Below are 21,097 nucleotides of genomic sequence, written 5' to 3' on the forward strand. Positions count from 1 at the left end.
CGGTTGTATAAACTATTTTGGCTATATCAGAAGGCAGGTTATGCAGAAACCTTAAAATACTTCTTGCTTGCCAAGGAGAATAAATACATTCCTACAAACAAGCAGATACTCAATATCGATGCATAGGAAAACTTGAAAATTAAATCTTTAATATATATTGATAAGCATTTACCTGCAGAAATTTTGTATAGTAGTCCAACACAAATAATCGTACTATCAATGACTGATGCTATAATTAAAGCGATGAAATTTGCCATATGAAAATTCAATTTCGACTTTAATTCTTCAAAAACAACTATGCTTGAGAGAAGAGAGATTAAAATTGCAGTATATAGAACCAGTATCATAAAACTAAAATTTTGCAATTTAAAAAGACAGCATATCACTGTACACACTATTAAGCTGTAAGTAGCTTTGCTTCTACCATAAAACTCAACCATTGAGTTTACAACTAAAGTAGCTCCCACAAATAAGGCAGCACATATCATTAATTTATTTGAAGTGTTAAGTAAAGAAAAACTGATAAGCAAGAGTATTGATAAAATGGACATAATCACCTACCCAAGTTTAATAACATGCATTTATTGTAATCAGACATTACACATAATGAAAAATTTGTCTAGCGTAATCAAAAGTTATTTAAACTAGTACCTAAGTCTTTCAAATCTATTCTTATAGTATCCTTTATATTGAGAGCTTTCTCCTCTGTCACTTTTCCAATACATGAAAAAACTATACCTTTAAACAATTCTTCAAACTTCCGCTGATTTTGCGGGGCAATGGTTACTAATATTCTACTTTGCGATTCAGAAAACATTATTATCTTGTTTATTATGTCTGTATTTTGTTTTTTTCCTATTGGTACTAGTGAAAGATCAATTTCAGCACCAAGGTCTCCTGCAATTAGCGATTTTGCCAGAGCAATAATTAAGCCGCCTAAGTTTGGTGCAATTGCAGAGACAATTATGTCATCTTTTATTGCCTGGTTGTAACATTCATACAACTTTCTAGCGCTCTTTGCATCAACTTTTGGCACGTTGTTATTATCTATTCCACTATATAACTGATATTCAGATCTACCAAGCTCATCGTGGGTTGTACCAAGCACATATATCAAGTCCTCCGGCATTTTTACATCAAGCGATACCGCATTTTCAATATTGTCTATAACCCCAATTGCTGAAATGAGTAATGAAGGTGGTGCAGATATCATCACTTTCTCGCCATTTTCGTCATATCCCTTGAAGTCATTGAACATACTGTCTTTTCCGGATATGAATGGCGTTTTAAATGCAGTTGCAAAGTCGTAACAAGCCTCTGCAGCTCTCTTTAGTTGCCACAACCTTTCTGGATTATAAGCATCGCACCAGCAAAAATTATCGAGCAACGCTAGATGATTTATATTTCCTCCTGCAGCTACGTAGTTGCGTATGGCAGTGTCAATCGCACATGCTGCCATGTGATAAGTGTCAATTTCTCCATAACTTGAGCCAAATCCTTGCGATTTTACAACACCTTTATTTGAAGAAAGGATTGGTCTTGAAACAATAGCTTCACTGCACACTCTTCCCTTGCCCTGCAGTGGTTTCAGCACTGACGACCCTTGAACCTCATGATCATATTGTACCACTATGAACTCTTTGCTGCAAATGTTTGGTCTGCTCAGCATTTCTTTTAGTTCAGTTTCTTGGCTTGATGTCATGCAAGTAGCTGACACGCAAAGGGTGTCATGCAAACTGGAATCCATTTCACATTCAATTCCACCATTAGATGAATTTTGGCGTAAAATGTTTGCAGGCTTTACCTGCTGGATTCCAGTGTCAGCTACTTGCATGACAGGAAAGTATACAGCAGACTTCTTAGACCACGGTTTCGTCTGTAAATGCACTTTGGGATTACCGTCATGCAGAAATTCAGTTTCGATGTCCATTATTGCTGCCTCTGGGGGACATTTAACAACGGCTTTGCCACTTTTGTTGAATTCTCCAATTACACAGACCTCCACATCATGTGTTTTCATGATTTGCTTAAACGCAGGAAGATTTTCTTCTGGCACTGCTAAGGTCATTCTCTCTTGTGATTCTGATATCCATATTTCCCACGGAGCCATACCATCGTTTTTAATGAGAACCTTGCTCAAATCAACTTCAAATCCGTCTTTTCCCATTTCACCAATGGACGATGATAGACCGCCTGCTCCATTATCTGTTATTGCGTTATAAAGACCAAGATCTCTTGCTTCTACGACGGCGTTGGATAATTTTTTTTGTGTTATAGGGTCACCAATTTGCACAATTGTTGAAGGGCTGTTTCCCGACAATGCCTCTGAAGAAAAAGTTGCACCGTGAATTCCATCTCTTCCAACTCTTCCACCAATAATTACGATTTTATCGCCGTTTTTAGGCCCTTTGATGTGTGAAGGTACATTATTTATACTGCGCGGAATAATTCCGACACTGCCAACAAAGACTAACGGCTTTCCACAAAATCTATCGTCAAAGTATACCGATCCAAGTTGCGTTGGAATACCGGAGCAATTACCAGCAACATTAACACCGTGAATCACTTCTTTCATTATATATTTTGGCGGTAAGATCTCATCAGTGCGCTCTTTATCTCTATAAAGTTTGCCTTTTGATTCTTTGGCAAAGCAAAAGTAATAAGTATTCATGATAGGTTCTGCACCTTTGCCAAAACCGACTATATCTCGATTAACTCCAAGCACTCCAGTCATTGCTCCACCGAACGGATCGAGAGCTGAAGGACTATTGTGAGTTTCAACTTTATCTACAATCAAGTAATCGTCATCAAAAATTATTCCTCCTGCGTTGTCGGAGAAAACTGACGCGCATATGTTAGAATTTATCTCACGCGTTGCACGCTTAATATAATGAGCATATAGACCATCTTTTATTTCATCAATAGGGGAGCAAAAAATATTGTGTTTACAATGTTCAGACCAAGTCTGTGCCAGAGACTCAAGTTCAATATCATATGGATTTCTACCGAGTTTTTTAAAGTAATCCTTTATAGCTTTTATTGCTGCCAGCGAGAGCCCTAAAGTGCCATTACCATCGATTCCATCTCTGCTGATTTTTTCAAGCTCTTGGTCACTTACATTGAGTTTGACAGATTTTGCTCCATTATTACCTGGTGTCATCCCAGTGTTTGACACTGGAATCCATTCTTTTTTTTCCTGGTCACGCGCTGTAATGACACCAGGTGGGGTATTTGGTTTACTGTAATACTTCCAATGGCAATTGCCGTTTTCTTTATAGACAAGTGTGCAATATTCAGTAATAGGATTGAATTCCTGTTTTATGTCATCTTCGGTTGGAAAACCTCCTTGACTTAGAATCAATTTTGAACTTCTTGCCTTGATAGAAACACTTTCATCAATGTGGCCTTTGCTCATTAGATATTCTCTAACAATTTGTTTTGCCGTGTTGCCTACGTTATCGGTCATGCCAGGCAGAAAGCTTATCTCCAAGCCCCACTTTGCTTGTGGTTCTATGAAGTTATATTGAACTTCTTCAAGGTTTTCATTGTAGGAATAATAACGGCAGTCTTGTATGACTTTATTATAAAATAGCCCACAAATTTCTTCATGTAATTTTGATGGTAATTCTTTGCTTATGTAAATCAAGTAAACATTAACTATCCTTCTGCGGCCAACTTGTTCACATTTATTAAAAACTTCTATTCTGATGTTTGCCATGTAATATTGTGAAAGACTTTAATATATCATAGCATAAGAAACTGTGAGCACATTTATATTTTGAGTGATTTCTATATAATAAGATATTGTATTAATTGTTACTGTTAGTGGGAAGAGTTTTTACCGTTAACGTGGATGAGTCCTTTTTCAATGTATTGGTTCAACACATATTTTCTGAATATGAAAGAAGAGAAATTCCTAAAATAAAGATCATACTTCCCTGCAAGAGGGATGTGATAGCATTGTTGAGTGCATTCAAGAATTACAGAACTATAATTTTGCCAGAGATAGTTTCACTAGAGAATATTGATGAAGAAGATTTAATATTAAATCTTGATAGAGTTAAAGTTATTAACCCGACAAAGAGAACGCTGCTACTCATTCAATTCATATTGGAGTGGAATAAAAAACACAATGATAGTTTTCCAATCGATCTAGTTTACAGTTTGCCGTCATTACTTCAATATACCCAAATAGCGGATTGTTATCAGCTTGATGAGCATTCGAAGAAAATAGAGAATTTCATAAACTTACTTATCAAAACTTGGAGTAACACTTTAAAAAATTTAGGAGTAGTAGATATACTAAAGCATAAGAGTGACTACATAAACAATATGATAGCCTCCCTGCAGAAAGATCAGCATATGATCTTTATTGGAATTGGGAAGGAGGAGATTTATAAGTCGTTGATTAAAGCTGTATACGACCTGCCATTTGGAAAGATAATTTTACCTAATCTGAATTTGAAAATTAAAGAGAAAGATTGGCAATCACTTGATAAAAAACATTATCAATATTGCCTGAAAGATCTGCTCGATTATTTAAGTATAGGCAGAGAGGATGTAAGTTTTCTGCCAGAAGCGTGTTCTCCAGTGTCAAGCACTGGGATGACATCATCTACTACTCAAATTACCTGCAAATTACAATGTTCGTACACTAAAAATCAGAGGGCTGGGATGACAGGCAGTTCTGAGCTAGATTATGTCTTTGATACAACTGCCGATCTAAGTAAAGTTAGTAATGGATATATTGGCAATATTGAAGTCATCACTTGTGATTCCAGAGAGGAAGAAGCACAGGTGACGTCACTAATTATAGAGAATGAAGGTTATGAAAACGTTTCTTTGTTTGTTTTTGATAAATTACTTGCAGTTCGTATGGCGTGCCCCATATCGGAAAACTATTCTTATGTGACGCTTCTGCTTTATAGTATTGAGATTTTGAACTCAAAATGGAACGGTGTGGCATTGCTTTCTCTTCTTAAACATAGGCTAGTGACTTTTGGTTACGCTCAAGAAGAGTACACTCGTATTTTATCTGAGTTTGAGATAGAAGTATTGCGTAGCTTTGATATAAATGGTCTTAAGGATATTATCAACGCTATTAGTACTTGTAAAAAGCTAAGATATAAAGAAGATATATTAATTATTATCAGTAGATTAGAAGTTATATTTAATCTTTTACTTAATCTTATAAATCATCCTATTTCTGCTATAGTAGCAGCTCATTTACAGTGTGTTAATGTGCTTTCTAATGTGAATTTTCTAGAGCTAAATGGTGAAATAGGTAATTTTACTCGCGATTTCTTAAATGCATGTGACGGTATAGCAATTGAGTGTTCCTTAGAGTTATATAGTCAAATTCTGGTATTATTTTTAAAAAGGAAGTTTTTTTCTCCAGAAAATAACTTTGATAAATTTAGCTTATATCAAAATAAAGTTGTAATACTTGCTGGATTTAATGATATACCAAATTTTCAGAATCCGTTTTTGAGTGCACTGAATAGAGAAAAATTTAACCTTCCTTCTGTGCAAGAAGAGCAAGGGTACTTTTTGTATACTTTGCGCAATTTATTTGGTGCCGGCAAGGTTTATATTACGAGGCTAATCAGTGATAGAAAATCAATTCTATTACACCGTTGGGAGATTCTGTTACAAAGAACAAAATATCCTTACCGCGATTGGCTAAGAATATTAAATACACCTGAGTTCATTGTTCCATGTACTCAGCCTATGCCAAAACCTCAAACTGAAATTAGGCAAGCAAAAATGCAAGTGATGTCTTGCAGTGCAATAGAAAAGCTAATTCGTAATCCTTATTCATTTTACGTTGAATATATACTAGGCCTTAAACAATTAAGAGACTTGAATTTTAAGCCATCAATATTGGAATTTGGCACTATGGTACACAACATTCTTGCAAGATATTTACGCAACGAAAAGTCGCTGATGAGTATTGCACGAGAAACATTCTCGTCTAGTCGATTCCGCTTTTCAAATATGTGGTGGATAAGGTTGCAGAGGATAATTCAATCTTTTGTTGAGTTTGATAGGACTGGAAACAATCAAGTTGAGTTGGAGAAGAGCTTTTCCTATCCGATATTTCATATTCCAGCGCGTGACACACAACTGCGCGGATGCTGTACAACTTCCACTAAGAATAAGGGTGTCATCCCAGTGCTTGACTACTTGGATCCAGAAAATTTGATTGCAAATGAACACACCAGACAATTGTGTAATAAGAGCTGGTCAGATACTCGAATGACAGAAGAAATTTTATTGACAGCAAGATGTGATAGAGTTGAGTATCTACCAGGTGGGCAAGTAGCAATTATAGACTATAAACTTGGTTCACCGCCTTCGAATGAGGAAGTTATGTCAGGGTTTTTTCCGCAATTGATTTTACAAGGCTTAGCGGTAGAATATATAACAAAAAAGGAAGTTTCAGAACTTGCTTATTGGAAACTTGATTATGATAAAATAAAAGTTATTTCTATACAAAATTATAGATACAAGATGCAAGAGTTCAAAAATGATCTACCTGGTTTTTTGTCTCATTATTTAAGTAATACCACACCCTTCATTGCCTCTCCTTATTTTGATCAATTCCTGAGATTTAACAGCTATAAACAACTAGAAAGGATAGGGGAGTGGTTATAAACTCTGGTAGTCGTGTCCCTATAAAAATAGGTGATCATTTTGTACAACTGGTTCACTAAGTGCAGTAGGAGAATTACTAGATTATGATATAGACTCATCTTTGCTAGACTCAAACAACCATAAAAAAACACTTAAAAGTGATTCAATCAATTTTAGCCATTAAAACTTGAATAGTGGCTAAAATAGCTTTAAATTGTATATTTATTTTAGGAGGGGTATATGCCATCACAAAAACAGCTAAATGCGCAGCTAATTGATGCTGCTAAAAACGTGAGCTAGGTTTTGTTCAGCAAGCCATACAGGGTGGAGCAATGATTAATACAATAGATGATGATTATGGGAGAACTGCTTTAATATGGGCTTCCAGAAATGGTCAATTAGAGATAGTACAATACTTGATAGAAGAGGGAGCAAATGTTAATGCAGAATCTCCGGGAAACACAACTGCTCTAATTCATGCTGCTGTCCATGGTCATCTTGAGGTAGTACAACTTCTAATAGCAAATGGAGCTGATTTAAATGTGAAACGTAAAGGTCAATTCCCTGCCCTAACATATGCTATTGTAAATGGCCATACGGAGTCAGCAAAGCTTCTAATTAGGTGTCACTTAATAGCTAATCTTAATATGTCAATGCCTCGCTTGCCTCATCCTACTCAGATACCAGAATTATCATCTTATTGGTATGACTGTAAGGATGAGCTCAATAAAATGAAGGAAGAAGATAGTGAATTATATAATTTTCTTGTAAGTAAGGGCATTGATGACCAGGTAAGAACTTGGAAAGAGAGTGAGACAGTACAAAATGTTTCACAAGATAGATTAAATATAGAATACTCAATCTATGCTAAAGATTTAACAGGTAAAATAGAACTAGTGATATTTTTTCTTAACAACAGGGAAATAATCAATTCTTTATCGCGGTATTATGAGGTAGGAATTAAAACAATTGATCAGGTAAAAAGGCTACTTGATCGTTTCACAAGAGAACATGTAGAATTTGAGATAGAAATTGTTCCAGCACAATTAAACTTTAATACTAAAGAGTTACAACCCTCTAAACTAAAAACATTATCATTTGCACAAATGATTAACAATCATGCAGGATTATTTTCAGCTGCTAAAAGTGGTCAATTAGAAACAGTAAGATACCTGATAGAAAAACAGAAAGAGGATATTGATGCAGCAGATGATCATGGAAGAACTGCTCTAATGTGGGCTGCTGGAAGTGGCTATTTAGAGGTAGTAAAGTACCTGATAGAAACAGCAAAAGCAAATGTTAACGTGAAAGATAACTATGAGAACACTGCTCTGAATTATGCTACTAGAAACAGGCATTTAGATGTAAAAGAATATCTGAAAGGTTATATACAAAAAGAGCTACGGAAGAAATACGTCTGCATTGGTGTTAGTGGTACAATAGGTTATGTTGCAGGTATGACAATATCATGTTCTGCGGGGGCAGCGATTGCAGTTTGTGCAGCATCAGCGACCGTTAGTCTAGCGTTAGGTGCAATGTTGGGTTATGTGATTGTAGAAGTAAAAAAGGAGAAAGCAAACAAAGGTATAGCTTCTGCGCTTAAAGATGTTTTCACTATTCAAGCTCTAAGTAGAATAGCCTTATAGAGAGTGAAAGTAGGTTTATTGCTTAAGGTTGCATGATTGCCTTAATAACAATAAAAAAATAATAGAAGCAAAAGATATGGCTTGAAAATTTTCTAAGGTCTTCACTAAAAATGTCTCAACTTGACACTGAAATACAATTTGATTTAATTAATTCATATATGTAGGTAACGTCAAGCACTAGAAGGAGGAAATATGGATAAAAAAATTAGGATAGAATCAGATAGCTTAGGAGAAGTAAAAGTACCAAGTGAACGTTACTGGGGAGCTCAGACTCAGCGTTCTTTGGAAAATTTCAAAATTGGTACAGAGAAAATGCCAGAGCCCCTGATTAAAGCGCTAGCAATAGTAAAACTTGCAGCAGCACGTGTTAACATGAAACAGGGTAGCATAGATAATAGAGTAGGGGATGCAATCTGCACAGCGGCACAGGAGGTAATAGACGGTAAATTTAATAATCAATTTCCGCTTGTTGTTTGGCAAACCGGTTCTGGAACGCAGACCAATATGAATGTGAATGAAGTGATCAGCAATCGTGCAATAGAAATTTTGGGCGGTGATTTAGGTAGTAAGTCTCCAGTGCATCCAAATGATCATGTAAACTGTGGTCAGTCATCAAATGACACTTTTCCAACAGCAATGCATATAGCAGTAGCAGAGCAAATAAACCGCTTGCTTATTCCCAATCTTGAAGAATTATATAAAGCGCTAAATAATAAGGTTCATGAATTTAAAGATATAATAAAAGTAGGGCGTACTCATCTGCAAGATGCAACTCCTCTAACACTTGGGCAGGAATTTTCTGGCTATGCAGTTCAGATTAAAAAGGGAATAGAGAGAGTAAAGTCAACTCTAAGCAATGTATATGAACTTGCACAAGGTGGCACCGCGGTTGGCACGGGAATCAATACTAAAAAGGGTTTTGCTGAGGATTTTGCTAAAGAAGTGGCAAAAATCACTAATTTTCCATTTATTTCAGCAAAAAATAAGTTTGAAGCACTAGCAGCAAATGATGCTTTAGTTGAGCTCAGTGGAGCACTCAATACAGTAGCAGTAAGCTTGATGAAAATTGCAAATGATATAAGGCTACTTGGTTCTGGTCCAAGATGCGGAATTGGAGAAATAATGTTACCAGAAAATGAGCCTGGCTCTTCAATCATGCCGGGTAAGGTGAATCCAACTCAATGCGAAGCAGTGACTATGGTATGTGCTCAAGTTATGGGAAATCATGTTGCCGTGACAATTGGTGGCTCAAATGGTCATTTTGAATTGAACGTGTTTAAGCCGGTGATAATTTACAATGTTTTGCAGTCTATAAGACTTTTAGCTGATGCAAGTTTAAATTTTGCAGAGAAATGTGTAGTTGATATTAAAGCAAACGAAGAAAGAATAAAGGATTTACTAAATCAGTCGTTAATGCTAGTTACTATATTAAATACGCATATAGGATATGACAATGCAGCAAAAATAGCGAAGCTTGCTTATAAAGAAAATATCACTCTAAAAGAAGCAGCAGCAAAACTTCAACTGCTCACTGAGGAGGAGTTTGAAAGGATAGTGAAACCAGAGGAGATGGTAGGTTAAACTACCACCTTTTTTTTGTCCCTAGTTAATTGTGGTAATATGTATGGAATTTTGCTGGTTGCTCTACATATACCTCTTCTAAATCACTTAGAGCGTGGTCATTGCGATTAAAGCCATATCTTTTAACCATCTCATCTAGCGTAACAGAGCTTAGAGAGAAACTGAACTCTGGCAATGGATTCACATTTGAGGATTGCAGACTAGTTAATGGCTCTCCGACATTTATTTGAGAGTATAGGAAAGTTAGCTCACCTTCCAGGCTAGTATGTTCTTCTGGTACTGCACTATCATTAACTATTGAATCTTCTGGTACTATATTGCAGAATTGATTATGGAATTCAGCAAAACCCTCAAATGGAGGTACTGATATGCACTGGCGCTTTGCTGGTGGCTCCACTGTAGATATTTCGTCTATTCCATTATCAAACTCACGTTCAGCAACTATTTGTTCTAATGTAGCAAAACTTGGAAGAAAATTTTCTAAACTTGGCTCTGAAAATTCATTCAGATCATCTCTCTTTCTTTTGTGTACTAACGGTTCATTTTCATAAGAAAAGTCTGGTCTACTATCAAATGTATGTTCAACAACTGTTTCCTCGAATGCAGGAGATATAGGAGATAAATTTAACTCTGGCAAATCATCCACAATTGAGGATTGCAGACTAGTTACTCCATTTATCAAATAGTTATAATAAGACTCTGGGGATAATTGCTCACCTTCTAGGCTATCTGATATATTCTCATTCGACGTTAAACTACTACTCACCGTTGAATTTTCTGTTACAGTATTGCGGAATTGATTATCGAATTCAGCAAAACCTGGAAATGGAATTACTGTTTGGCTACATGATTGATTCTCTTTGTCAGAAGAAAGTTCTACTCTAGTATCAAATGAATGTTCAACAACTGTTTCCTCGAACGCAGGAGATATAGGAGAGAAATTTGCTGCTGGCAAATCATCTCTGTTTTGTACTAACGGTTCATTGGAGTTTTCAGTGCTTAAATTGTTTACACTCTCTTTATTATTTAAATAAAATTTCCTTAGGGTATACTTAGCTTTGAAAGTTGATTTTGTCTTCAAATGTACTCTATAATCTTCTTTTTGCTGAGGGTCTAGTTGATAAAGTAGAGTTTTAAATAAAGTAGATGTGGGATAAATACAATCGAGTGTATTGAAAGCAAACTCTTGAGGCAACTGATTAAAGATTAAAAGTGCTTCTTTCTTGTCTAGTGAATTTAGTATGCCGGACATAGCTTTAGAGCCTTGAGGCTTTGCTTTTACATGCTCTATATATTGATTTTTATCTAATTTACCAAATAGAGTTTTAAATAAAGTAGATGTGGGATTAATACAATCGAGTGTATTGAAAGCAAACTCTTGAGGTAACTGATTAAAGAGTCTAGATGCATCTTCCTTCTTTAGAGCATTTAGTATGCCGGACATAGCTTTAGAGCCTTGAGGCTTTGCTTTTACATGCTCTATATATTGATTTTTATCTAATTTACCAAATAGAGTTTTAAATAAAGTAGATGAGGGATTAATACAATCGAGTGTATTGAAAGCAAACTCTTGAGGCAACTGATTAAAGATTAAAAGTGTATCTTTCTCGTCTAGTGAATTTAGTATGCCGGACATAGCTTTAGAGCCTTGAGGCTTTGCTTTTACATGCTCTATATATTGATTTTTATCTAATTTACCAAATAGAGTTTTAAATAAAGTAGATGTGGGATTAATACAATCGAGTGTATTGAAAGCAAACTCTTGAGGCAACTGATTAAAGATTAAAAGTGCTTCTTTCTTGTCTAGTGAATTTAGTATGCCGGACATAGCTTTAGAGCCTTGAGGCTTTGCTTTTACATGCTCTATATATTGATTTTTATCTAATTTACCAAATAGAGTTTTAAATAAAGTAGATGAGGGATTAATACAATCGAGTGTATTGAAAGCAAACTCTTGAGGTAACTGATTAAAGAGTCTAGATGCATCTTCCTTCTTTAGAGCATTTAGTATGCCGGACATAGCTTTAGAGCCTTGAGGCTTTGCTTTTACATGCTCTATATATTGATTTTTATCTAATTTACCAAATAGAGTTTTAAATAAAGTAGATGTGGGATAAATACAATCGAGTGTATTGAAAGCAAACTCTTGAGGCAACTGATTAAAGATAGAAAGTGCTTCTTTCTTGTCTAGTGAATTTAGTATGCCGGACATAGCTTTAGAGCCTTGAGGCTTTGCTTTTACATGCTCTATATATTGATTTTTATCTAATTTACCAAATAGAGTTTTAAATAAAGTAGATGAGGGATTAATACAATCGAGTGTATTGAAAGCAAACTCTTGAGGCAACTGATTAAAGATTAAAAGTGCTTCTTTCTTGTCTAGTGAATTTAGTATGCCGGACATAGCTTTAGAGCCTTGAGGCTTTGCTTTTACATGCTCTATATATTGATTTTTATCTAATTTACCAAATAGAGTTTTAAATAAAGTATATGTGGGATAAATACAATCGAGTGTATTGAAAGCAAACTCTTGAGGCAACTGATTAAAGATTAAAAGTGCTTCTTTCTTGTCTAGTGAATTTAGTATGCCGGACATAGCTTTAGAGCCTTGAGGCTTTGCTTTTACATGCTCTATATATTCTATTTTATGGTTGGCGCTAAGGTTATGAAATACCTCTCTAAATTTCCTTCTTTGGTTACGACAAGCTAACTTGTTTAAATTTTTCACTACTTTGTCGCTTATACTACTATGCATTTCTTTACCACTATTATTAATTAATATATATTATATTAACTTTTATGAGAAAATCAATATAAATATTGAAAAATTAATTATTTTTATTATAAAAACAGGAATTCTATTAATTTTTTTCCTGATTTGTGTCTGTTTTGCTTTCTATAGCTAACCCAAATTAGGTTTACCGGAACAAATTTTATAAATAATTTAAGTTAGCGCGTGACTAGATTTTTAGATTGGATCCTATCATAGGATGACAAATTGGACCCCAGACTATGCAAGAAATCTAAGGCGAATTATCTTTCATGGTCTGTCTTTGTTTTTTCTACTTTTGTGACAGGAGTTACCAATGGATTATCAATTTGCTTTAAACCTTCACTTGCGCTTTGGTCTTGATTTGAAAGGAGCTTATTTTGTTGTTGCCCTTCATCGTTTGAAGTGCTTTTTTGAGTAGTGCCTTTTCTATCCTCTACACTCTTTTTATCTTCACCAAAAAGTTTTTTGAATATTTTCTTCAGAAAACGTACCAAAAAGCCTTCTTCTTTTTGATTTTCTTTCGGTTGAGCTATATTTTTCTTTTCACTCAACTGAGATTTTTTATTATTAGATTTTTTTTCTGTAGTATTCCTATCCACTGAGACTTGTTTTAATGAAATTTCAGGCTTTTTGTTGCTCGGTTTATCTTTTATAGGATCTTTGCTTACTGAAGGTTGTACTGTATCTGTTTGAACAGAAATCTTTTCTTGTTGAAAGTTTTTATTTTCTGAAACGGATCTTCCAGAAGTATTTGTTTCGCTAACTGAGTCACGAATTTTGTCTGTTTGTACAGAAATCTTTTCTTGTTTATTTTGATCAGAAATTTTGCCTTCTAATGTAGTTTGAGATTTTTTATTACTTTCAAACTCTGCAACTTTTTTACTTGTAAAAACGTCTTTTCCTTCGAATTTTTGTTTAAATCCAGCAATCTTTTTAAAATCTTCAGCTATTTTTTTGTCTGCACGATCCATTCGACCTTCAAGATTATGAATCAATTTTTTAATAATCTTCACTTCATCTTTACGCCCTTTTTGAGCTTTAAGCTCCCGGTGCAATTCAACAATAATTTTTACTTTATCTTCCAATGAAGAATTTTCTGGAAAAACATCTTTAAGTTCCCGATTCAATTCGACGATCTTTTCAAAATCTTTAGCTACTTTTTTAGCTGCACGGTTCATTCGATCTCTAAGACTACGATTTAATTTTGCAATAGTCTTGATTTTATCTCCCAGTGAAGAATTATCTGCTGCAGAAATATCTTTTAACCTTTTCCCGGGATTTTCTTTGGTTACTTGCCTTTTGTAAGCTTTAAGTTCCTGGCGGAAATCATTGATAATCTTCACTTTATCTTCCAGCGACGTACCTTCTGGAAAAGCACCAGCAAAGACATCCTTGAATTTCTTCTCAATATCTTGTGTATCTTTAAGCTGTGTCATACCCAACTAAATAAAAGCTTATACTAAAATCAGTATATTAGTTAATTATGTAAAAATGGTTAAGACACAAGGAGCACCTCATTTATGCTTTTTTCATCAAAATATCATTTACTTATTAACTTAAAATACGTCACAATATAAAAATGAAAAATAGCCCGTTAGCAGTAGTATTCGATTGGGATAATACCTTAGTTGACACTCAAGATAATATTTCTAATGCTATTAAGCATACTTTAGATTTGATGGGATCTGGCAGTAAAGTTGTTGATAGAAATTCTCATGAATCAAGAAAGAGCTACATGGTCAATTTGTTTGGTGATCAGTGGAAAAAAGCGAACCAGATATATCAAAAATACCTAGATAGTGCACTGTTACAAAATATTACTCTGAACGAGGGAGTAGAGGGAATGCTCCAGACGCTGAAAAGCCACAATATTTACCTAGCGATAGTTAGCAATAAGAAAAATACTAATTTACGTCAAGAAGTTGCCTACTTTAAACTAGATTCTTACTTTGAAAGAATAGTTGGATCATGTGATACTGCAGAAGATAAACCATCTGCAACTCCACTGCTATTTGCACTAGAGGAGAGTACGCTACCTGTAAATAGAGAAAATGTGTTTTTTGTTGGTGACAGCATCACAGACATTCTATGTGCACAAAATGCAAATTGCTTACCTATTGTATACGGACAATCAATAAGAGGTTATGAAGATTTGTTATATTTTCAACATTTTAATAAACTTACAGAATTCATAGTAAAGTATTTGAAAGATAGGTGGTAATGACAGAGATCGCTAGTGTACACAGGCGCTTTTGCGCATATTTAATAGATGTAGCAATTTTATTAATTCCAACCTTACTAATTGTGTTGTCATTAGGGGATTTTTCATTAATTTTACACCTGTCATGCATGTGTATAAATTGTGGCTACTTTACATATTTTATATCTTCAACAGCTCAAGCAACTCCTGGTCAACAGTTAATGAATATATATACTATCACTTTAGATAGTTCTAAAATAGGTTTGAGCTTAGCATTTGATCGCACTATCTCTCAGTTTTTTCTTCCTATGCTAAATAATTCAATTATCACCTTTATCAAACTTTTTCAAACATCAGTAAATGCTTTAAGTACACTAGAAGTGATTATAGTGATGCTTACCTTCAGTTGGTATTTAGTTGCTTGCTTCTCTCAGAGGAAACAGGCATTTCATGATGTGCTATTTGATACGATTGTTGTGAGAAAAATGAATTGATGTTGCCTTGATTGTTATGTAGATTACATTGGTATATTAGATAAAGGAAGTTTATGAATAAAGAAATAGTAGAACATTTGAATAAATTATTGACTCATGAATTAACTTCCGTGCGTCAGTACCTTTTGCATTCTGCGATTCTTAAAAATAGTGGAATCAATAAACTTGCAGAAAAGATGAGAAAGGAGCTTAATGAAGAACTTGAGCATGCAAATAGGTTGGCAGAAAGAATTTTACTGCTTAAGGGCATGCCAAATTTTCAAGATACAAATAAAATCTCAAAGTATGAAGGAAAGTTCACAAAAGATACAATGCAGAAAATCTTAGAAGATAATTCTAACTTAGAAGAAGAAGGTATCAAGGGCATCAAAGAGGCAATTTCCGTTGCTGAAAAAGAAAAGGATTTCGTGAGTGTAATGTTATTAGAAGGACTACTGAAAAATGAGGAAGAGCACTTACATTGGATCAAAGAACAGGTTGACCTTATTGAGCTTATGGGTATTGAAAATTACTTGAGAACACAAATATAGAGTGTTAAGAAAAACAGTATTTATTTTCATTATACCTTTTTTACTTCTTTTTTCACTCGGGTTATGGCAGTTATTTAGATTGAGCTGGAAGAATAATATTATCAAAAATATGGATCTTCCAGTTATTCATCTACTGCCTAGTGATAATCTTTCAAAGTTTAACTACAGAAACGTTAAAATCGACGGAATTTTAAGTGATATAGAACTATATGTTTTCGCAGGTCAACGTGGCTATCATGTGCTGTCTCCTATGTTGCTTACCACTGGAAATTACATGTTAGTGAATAAAGGAATAGTTAGAGAAAAAAAAGAAGAAAAAGCAAAAATTGAAAAAGTAGCTTTAAGTGGAGTTTTATATTGTGATGGTAGCAAAAATTGGTTTATCAAAAATGATATTGCTTCAAATACGTGGTTTACCTTAAGTACAGAAGAAATCTCCAATGATCTAGGTATTAAGCTAGAAAAATGTATATTGTGGAAAGACAATTTTGGTGGCAAATTGACTATACAGCCAATTAAGCATTGGGAATATGCAATTACTTGGTTTGCACTTTCCTTTATTTGGCTAATTATGTGTATATTTTACTATAGGCAAAATAGATATAAGTCGTAGAGATACAGTGTGGAAAAAGAAAAGCTACAAATAGAAAAAATGCAACAAAGTGGAAGAAAATACTTATTACAAGGGTTAGTGATATGTCAGTGTTGCAAATCCGTTTATTATGGAATGAGTAATGCTAAGGGAGGAAGAAGTTACTATCGTTGTCCTGGAAAACGTTTTGGTGAATGTAACAGCAAATCAATACGCGCGGATATACTAGAAGAGGTAGTATGGGAAGAAGTTAAGATGGTAAGAGAGCACATAACGAAGGAAAAGTGTGATTTATCAGAGGCAGATTGGGAGACTAAACTTAATATAATTAGAAAATTAGTTCAACGCATTGAAATTGATGATGATAATGTACATATAGTGTTTCAATTAAAAGAACTCGCTCTCGAAGGACAAAAAGAAGATATTCAACCTTGTACCAGAATTATAAAGAATGTAGTGCTATCAAATGCAATAGGAATGCATAAAGTTAGCAACGCCCTGGCTGCAATATCAGCTGCAGTGAAACTTGGAATTAGTGATGAAGAGATTAAAAAAGGTCTTTTGGAATTTAAAGGAGTAGCAAGGAGATTTTCTTTAATTGCCGATATTAAAGGTGTTAAGTTAATTGAGGATTATGCTCACCACCCAAATGAAATACAGGCAACCCTGGCAGCAGCACGTTCGATTGCTAAAAGAAAGGTAATAGGAATTATCGAGCCGCTTCGTTTTGCTCGTATTCGTAATTTTTTTGATGAGTTCGTACGAATTTTCATGATGTTTGATTATGTAATTCTCACTCCTGTCCATCCTCCAGAAGATAAGCCTATTCCTGGCTGTGGAATTGATGATATACAAAAAGCCTTGATCAGTAATGGGTTTAATGATGTGAAGATTATGAATAATACTTTACTCATTTCACATTTTATTAGTAATTCGACAAGTTCAGGAGATGTAGTATTATTTATTGGTGCTGGTAGTAATATAGCTAAACTAGCAAGAGAAGCTGCAAAGCTGCTGCTAGTAAAATAAACTTAAGCATTGGTGATTTATATGATAAAATTGTGTAGTAAAACTGGATCCCAGTGTCTAGGCAAACAACTGTACAGACATTGTGATATGGGGATAGGTTCCATTAAGAATGGTGTCATCCCAGTGCCCAGACACTGGGATCCAGAAAACTTAACTTTAAATAAGTGGCTGTATAATAAAAACTGGATTCCAGTGTCAAGCACTGACCATCCGCTACTCAAATTACCTGTATATTGCAATGTTCATACACTGAAATGTTACAGCGCTGGGGTGACATTTCCCGAACGTGCACACAATTGTGAATCTAGTAGAGGTTTAGCATGATGAAAAAGACAATTAGCAGTGTATTTGCAAGAGAAATTTTAGATAGCAGGGGTTACCCAACAATTGAGGTAGAAATAGAACTATGTGATGGAGCAACAGGTAGAGCCGCTGTCCCTTCTGGGGCTTCGACCGGTAAACTAGAAGCATTGGAGCTGAGAGATCAGGATGAAAAAAGGTATTGTGGTAAAGGAGTGCTGAAAGCTGTTCAAGCTGTAAATGGAGTAATAGCGAATGAAATCATCGGCATGGATGCAACAGATCAAAATGCGATTGATAAAGCATTAATTGAACTGGATGGAACAAAAAATAAATCTAAGCTTGGAGCAAATGCAGTTTTAGGTATATCTCTTGCTGTTGCAAAAGCAGCAGCAAACAGCTTTAAAATGCCGTTATATAAGTATTTGGGAGTGGGGGAAGAGCAGATGCCAGTTCCACTCATTAACGTAATTAATGGCGGAGTACATGCGGATAATAAACTCGACTTTCAGGAGTTCATGATTCTTCCGGTCGGTGCTGAGACTTTCAGTGAAGCAATCAGAATATCTGCAGAGGTATTTCATAACTTACGCAGCATTCTTAAGAAAAAAGGTTATAGCACAAACGTAGGAGATGAAGGTGGTTTTGCACCAAACATTGGAAGCACTGAAGAAGCTCTTAATCTGATAATTCAGGCTGTGGAATCTGCTGGTTATTTAATGCAAAATCACTTTGCACTTGGTCTTGATGTTGCTGCATCTACTTTTTATGAAGATGGAGTTTATAAATTTGAAAACAGAGAACTCACTTCAGAGGAATTGGTTCAGTATTATTTTGACCTTGTAGGCAAATATCCAATAATTTCTATAGAAGATGCAATGAATGAAGACGACTATGAAGGTTGGAAATTACTTACTGTAAAACTTGGGAATAAAGTTCAATTGGTTGGAGATGATTTATTTGTTACAAATTGTGAACTAATAAGTAAAGGAATAGAGGAGAAAATGGCAAATGCTGTACTAATCAAGCCAAACCAGATAGGAACACTTACGGAAACTTTTGCTGCTATTGAAATGGCAAAATCAAATGGCTATAGGGCTATTATTTCTCACCGCTCAGGTGAAACAGAAGATACAACGATATCCCACATATCAGTTGCGTCGAATTGTGGGCAAATAAAGACTGGCTCGCTGTCGCGTTCTGATAGGCTTGCAAAGTATAATGAATTGATGAGAATAGAAAGTTCATTAGGAGAAAATGCTAAATATTATCGCGGGTTAGCATGGATTTCATAGACGAAGTTAAATTATATTTAAAAGCAGGTGATGGTGGCGATGGCTGCGCGAGTTTTCGTCGAGAAAAATTCGTTGAATTTGGTGGCCCAAACGGTGGTAATGGGGGCAGGGGAGGAGACATAATTTTCATCAGTGATGCAAATCTCAACACTTTGCTTAATTTTCGTTGTCGAAGACATATTAAAGCGAGTAGTGGAAAAAGTGGTACGAGTAGAGATAAATCTGGCACAGCAGGAAAAGATATTATACTTAAAGTTCCAGTTGGTACACAAATAATCGATGAAGAAAGTGAGGAAATAATAGTAGATCTTGATAAACCTGACATGGAATTTCAAGTAGTGAAAGGTGGAAAAGGTGGGCTTGGAAATACTAACTTTAAATCTGCTACTAATAGGGCACCAAGACATTTTACTCATGGTCAGCCTGGCGAAGAAAGAAATATAATATTGAAGCTAAAAGTTTTATCGGATGTTGGCATTATTGGTATGCCAAATGCAGGTAAATCTAAATTTTTAACCCGCTGCTCAAATTCTGATACGAAAGTAGGCGATTATGAATTTACTACTATAAGACCACATTTAGGTGTAGCAAAAGTGGATTATAGCGAAATTGTGATAGCAGATATTCCTGGAATAATCGCTGATGCTCATCTTGGAGTTGGGCTCGGACACAAATTTTTAAGGCACATAGAAAGGTGCAAAATTTTACTGCATTTAATTGATGTAACTCACGATGACATTATTTCAGCTTATAATTGTACACATAATGAACTGAAGCTTTACAATAGCGACCTTATCAAGAAGGAAGAAACTGTTGTGTTAAACAAATGCGACTTATTGGAGGAAGCAGAAATTCTTGAGAAGAAGAATCATTTAGCCAATTATCTTGATAGAGAAGTACTGTGTTTATCAATCGACGATGATTTACAGCCCATTCTGAGGTTGTTAAATGAAAAAGTGAAAATTAAGGAAATTAATGTATATGATCCTTTTAAGACATGAATTTTTTATTTAACAGTTGGTCACTTAAGGTAAATCCGATTCTTTCAGTATATTAAACACTGCAATTGACCTTGATCCCATCTTTAGCTATATTCACATTTGTAGGTGTCAATTCTTGGCTTGGGTAGCTTTGAATTTTCTTTAAGAACTTCGTATTGTCAATAAAAGCAACATCATTATGAGACCACATTTTTTTATGATCGAACATTTTTTTATTTAGAACTGCTACTAATTCACTTAGTGTAAGGTTAAATCTAATACCATCATTAGGGTCAAAAAATGTAAAATCATCATTTCCATTCTTCCTTATTAACATAGAATGACCGTGAAATTGAGTTGGTGTTCTTTTAAAAGTGCAGAACTTGATATAATTTCCGGAACCAATACTATTAATATCTTTTTCAAGTATTTCTTTTTTTATACAATAAGATCCACTGCTACTATTATAATTGATTATTTTTAGTTGATGAGGGTATGTTAATATGTTACAAGGATAAATTCCAAATAAAAATACCAATATTTTTTCAATTAAGGATGAGGCTTTTAATATGTGTGAATGTACTGTGTGTGCTTCTAACTCACTGAGAATATTTTTATATCTACTTTTTTCTGTAAGTTTTTGTGATGAACCTATATCAAATAGTAAATCGTGTTCAGTAACATAATTGCAAAGTATATCACATAACCCATCGTACTCTTTTTGAATTTTTGCAGTTAGGGAATATTTATGGTTACAGATTATATTCATTATGTCAAGTTGTGAGAATTTTACATCTACTTTCTTTGCATAGAGATTGTTTATATCAAGCACATTTCCCAATCTGTTAATGTTGTTTCTAATAGCATAATACATTGAAAAAATACCAACCACAGCAGATAATAGAGCAACAACACATAGACTAATGATTGTAGGTAACGTTAACCTTAAGGCAATAATCAGAGACATTATTGATGCTATGAAAGCTATACCAGCTATTGTTGAAATAACCAGAAGATTAGTATTACTTTTGTTAAAGATCT

The 21,097-nt window shown here is 34.6% G+C and carries 15 protein-coding genes; 10 read left to right on the forward strand and 5 right to left on the reverse strand.

Features of this window, described 5'->3' with window-relative positions; genetic code table 11:
* Positions 1-38: 38 nt before the first annotated feature.
* Together HGO49_RS07380 and HGO49_RS06050 are read right to left on the reverse strand one after the other, a co-directional pair.
* Positions 39-347 carry a hypothetical protein gene (locus HGO49_RS07380; protein WP_237398546.1) on the reverse strand — a complete coding sequence of 103 codons (309 nt, stop codon included), beginning with the start codon at positions 345-347 and terminating at the stop codon, positions 39-41.
* A 281-nt stretch (positions 348-628) separates the two neighbouring features.
* Positions 629-3,718 carry a phosphoribosylformylglycinamidine synthase subunit PurL gene (locus HGO49_RS06050; protein WP_017532672.1) on the reverse strand — a complete coding sequence of 1,030 codons (3,090 nt, stop codon included), beginning with the start codon at positions 3,716-3,718 and terminating at the stop codon, positions 629-631.
* A 107-nt stretch (positions 3,719-3,825) separates the two neighbouring features.
* On the opposite strand from HGO49_RS06050, the gene HGO49_RS06055 reads away from it, so the two are divergent.
* From HGO49_RS06055 to fumC, 3 genes are all read left to right on the forward strand, one after another.
* Complete coding sequence (locus tag HGO49_RS06055) at positions 3,826-6,657, forward strand: PD-(D/E)XK nuclease family protein (protein ID WP_026092716.1); 2,832 nt, start codon at positions 3,826-3,828, stop codon at positions 6,655-6,657.
* A 311-nt stretch (positions 6,658-6,968) separates the two neighbouring features.
* Entirely contained in the window at positions 6,969-8,282 is a 1,314-nt protein-coding gene (locus HGO49_RS06060) for an ankyrin repeat domain-containing protein (RefSeq protein WP_017532670.1), read from the forward strand.
* Positions 8,283-8,474: 192 nt separating this feature from the next.
* On the forward strand, positions 8,475-9,863 hold the full coding sequence (fumC, locus tag HGO49_RS06065) for a class II fumarate hydratase (protein WP_017532669.1): 1,389 nt from the start codon (positions 8,475-8,477) through the stop codon (positions 9,861-9,863).
* A gap of 25 nt (positions 9,864-9,888) precedes the next feature.
* Here fumC and HGO49_RS07385 read toward each other — a convergent pair whose 3' ends face one another.
* On the reverse strand, positions 9,889-12,618 hold the full coding sequence (locus tag HGO49_RS07385) for a hypothetical protein (protein ID WP_237398547.1): 2,730 nt from the start codon (positions 12,616-12,618) through the stop codon (positions 9,889-9,891).
* 278 nt (positions 12,619-12,896) lie between these two features.
* Positions 12,897-14,072: a hypothetical protein gene (locus tag HGO49_RS06075; RefSeq protein ID WP_017532667.1), complete on the reverse strand. Its 1,176-nt coding sequence runs from the start codon at positions 14,070-14,072 to the stop codon at positions 12,897-12,899.
* 143 nt (positions 14,073-14,215) lie between these two features.
* Here HGO49_RS06075 and HGO49_RS06080 point away from each other — a divergent pair, with 143 nt between their 5' ends.
* The 7 genes from HGO49_RS06080 to cgtA all read left to right on the forward strand — a co-directional run bounded on the left by HGO49_RS06080 (position 14,216) and on the right by cgtA (position 20,077).
* Entirely contained in the window at positions 14,216-14,857 is a 642-nt protein-coding gene (locus HGO49_RS06080; protein WP_007302658.1) for an HAD family hydrolase, read from the forward strand.
* Positions 14,857-15,330: an RDD family protein gene (locus HGO49_RS06085; RefSeq protein WP_017532666.1), complete on the forward strand. Its 474-nt coding sequence runs from the start codon at positions 14,857-14,859 to the stop codon at positions 15,328-15,330. Before HGO49_RS06080 ends, HGO49_RS06085 begins: the two co-directional genes overlap by 1 nt.
* Positions 15,331-15,383: 53 nt before the next feature.
* Entirely contained in the window at positions 15,384-15,860 is a 477-nt protein-coding gene (bfr, locus tag HGO49_RS06090) for a bacterioferritin (RefSeq protein ID WP_017532665.1), read from the forward strand.
* Position 15,861: 1 nt separating this feature from the next.
* Positions 15,862-16,473 (forward strand): SURF1 family protein, encoded by a 612-nt coding sequence (locus HGO49_RS06095; RefSeq protein ID WP_026092715.1) that lies wholly within the window; start codon positions 15,862-15,864, stop codon positions 16,471-16,473.
* 9 nt (positions 16,474-16,482) lie between these two features.
* Complete coding sequence (locus HGO49_RS06100) at positions 16,483-17,481, forward strand: recombinase zinc beta ribbon domain-containing protein (protein WP_017532663.1); 999 nt, start codon at positions 16,483-16,485, stop codon at positions 17,479-17,481.
* 320 nt (positions 17,482-17,801) lie between these two features.
* Positions 17,802-19,076: a phosphopyruvate hydratase gene (gene eno / locus HGO49_RS06110; protein ID WP_017532661.1), complete on the forward strand. Its 1,275-nt coding sequence runs from the start codon at positions 17,802-17,804 to the stop codon at positions 19,074-19,076.
* Positions 19,064-20,077 carry an Obg family GTPase CgtA gene (cgtA, locus tag HGO49_RS06115; protein WP_017532660.1) on the forward strand — a complete coding sequence of 338 codons (1,014 nt, stop codon included), beginning with the start codon at positions 19,064-19,066 and terminating at the stop codon, positions 20,075-20,077. The genes eno and cgtA overlap by 13 nt, the downstream gene beginning before the upstream one ends.
* A 52-nt stretch (positions 20,078-20,129) precedes the next feature.
* Here the strand turns inward: cgtA and HGO49_RS06120 are convergent, their stop codons facing one another.
* Positions 20,130-21,023 (reverse strand): hypothetical protein, encoded by an 894-nt coding sequence (locus tag HGO49_RS06120; RefSeq protein ID WP_017532659.1) that lies wholly within the window; start codon positions 21,021-21,023, stop codon positions 20,130-20,132.
* Positions 21,024-21,097: the final 74 nt, after the last annotated feature.

The sequence above is a fragment of the Wolbachia endosymbiont of Diaphorina citri genome (assembly GCF_013096535.2).
Lineage (GTDB): Bacteria > Pseudomonadota > Alphaproteobacteria > Rickettsiales > Anaplasmataceae > Wolbachia.

Excerpts from the sequence above, each read along its gene's own strand:
- HGO49_RS07380 (WP_237398546.1), bottom strand. The coding sequence starts at position 347 with ATGATACTGGTTCTATATACTGCAATTTTAATCTCTCTTCTCTCAAGC.
- HGO49_RS06050 (WP_017532672.1), bottom strand. The coding sequence starts at position 3,718 with ATGGCAAACATCAGAATAGAAGTTTTTAATAAATGTGAACAAGTTGGC.
- HGO49_RS06060 (WP_017532670.1), top strand. The coding sequence starts at position 6,969 with ATGATTAATACAATAGATGATGATTATGGGAGAACTGCTTTAATATGG.
- fumC (WP_017532669.1), top strand. The coding sequence starts at position 8,475 with ATGGATAAAAAAATTAGGATAGAATCAGATAGCTTAGGAGAAGTAAAA.
- HGO49_RS07385 (WP_237398547.1), bottom strand. The coding sequence starts at position 12,618 with ATGCATAGTAGTATAAGCGACAAAGTAGTGAAAAATTTAAACAAGTTA.
- HGO49_RS06075 (WP_017532667.1), bottom strand. The coding sequence starts at position 14,072 with ATGACACAGCTTAAAGATACACAAGATATTGAGAAGAAATTCAAGGAT.
- HGO49_RS06080 (WP_007302658.1), top strand. The coding sequence starts at position 14,216 with ATGAAAAATAGCCCGTTAGCAGTAGTATTCGATTGGGATAATACCTTA.
- HGO49_RS06085 (WP_017532666.1), top strand. The coding sequence starts at position 14,857 with ATGACAGAGATCGCTAGTGTACACAGGCGCTTTTGCGCATATTTAATA.
- bfr (WP_017532665.1), top strand. The coding sequence starts at position 15,384 with ATGAATAAAGAAATAGTAGAACATTTGAATAAATTATTGACTCATGAA.
- eno (WP_017532661.1), top strand. The coding sequence starts at position 17,802 with ATGATGAAAAAGACAATTAGCAGTGTATTTGCAAGAGAAATTTTAGAT.
- cgtA (WP_017532660.1), top strand. The coding sequence starts at position 19,064 with ATGGATTTCATAGACGAAGTTAAATTATATTTAAAAGCAGGTGATGGT.
- HGO49_RS06120 (WP_017532659.1), bottom strand. The coding sequence starts at position 21,023 with ATGTCTCTGATTATTGCCTTAAGGTTAACGTTACCTACAATCATTAGT.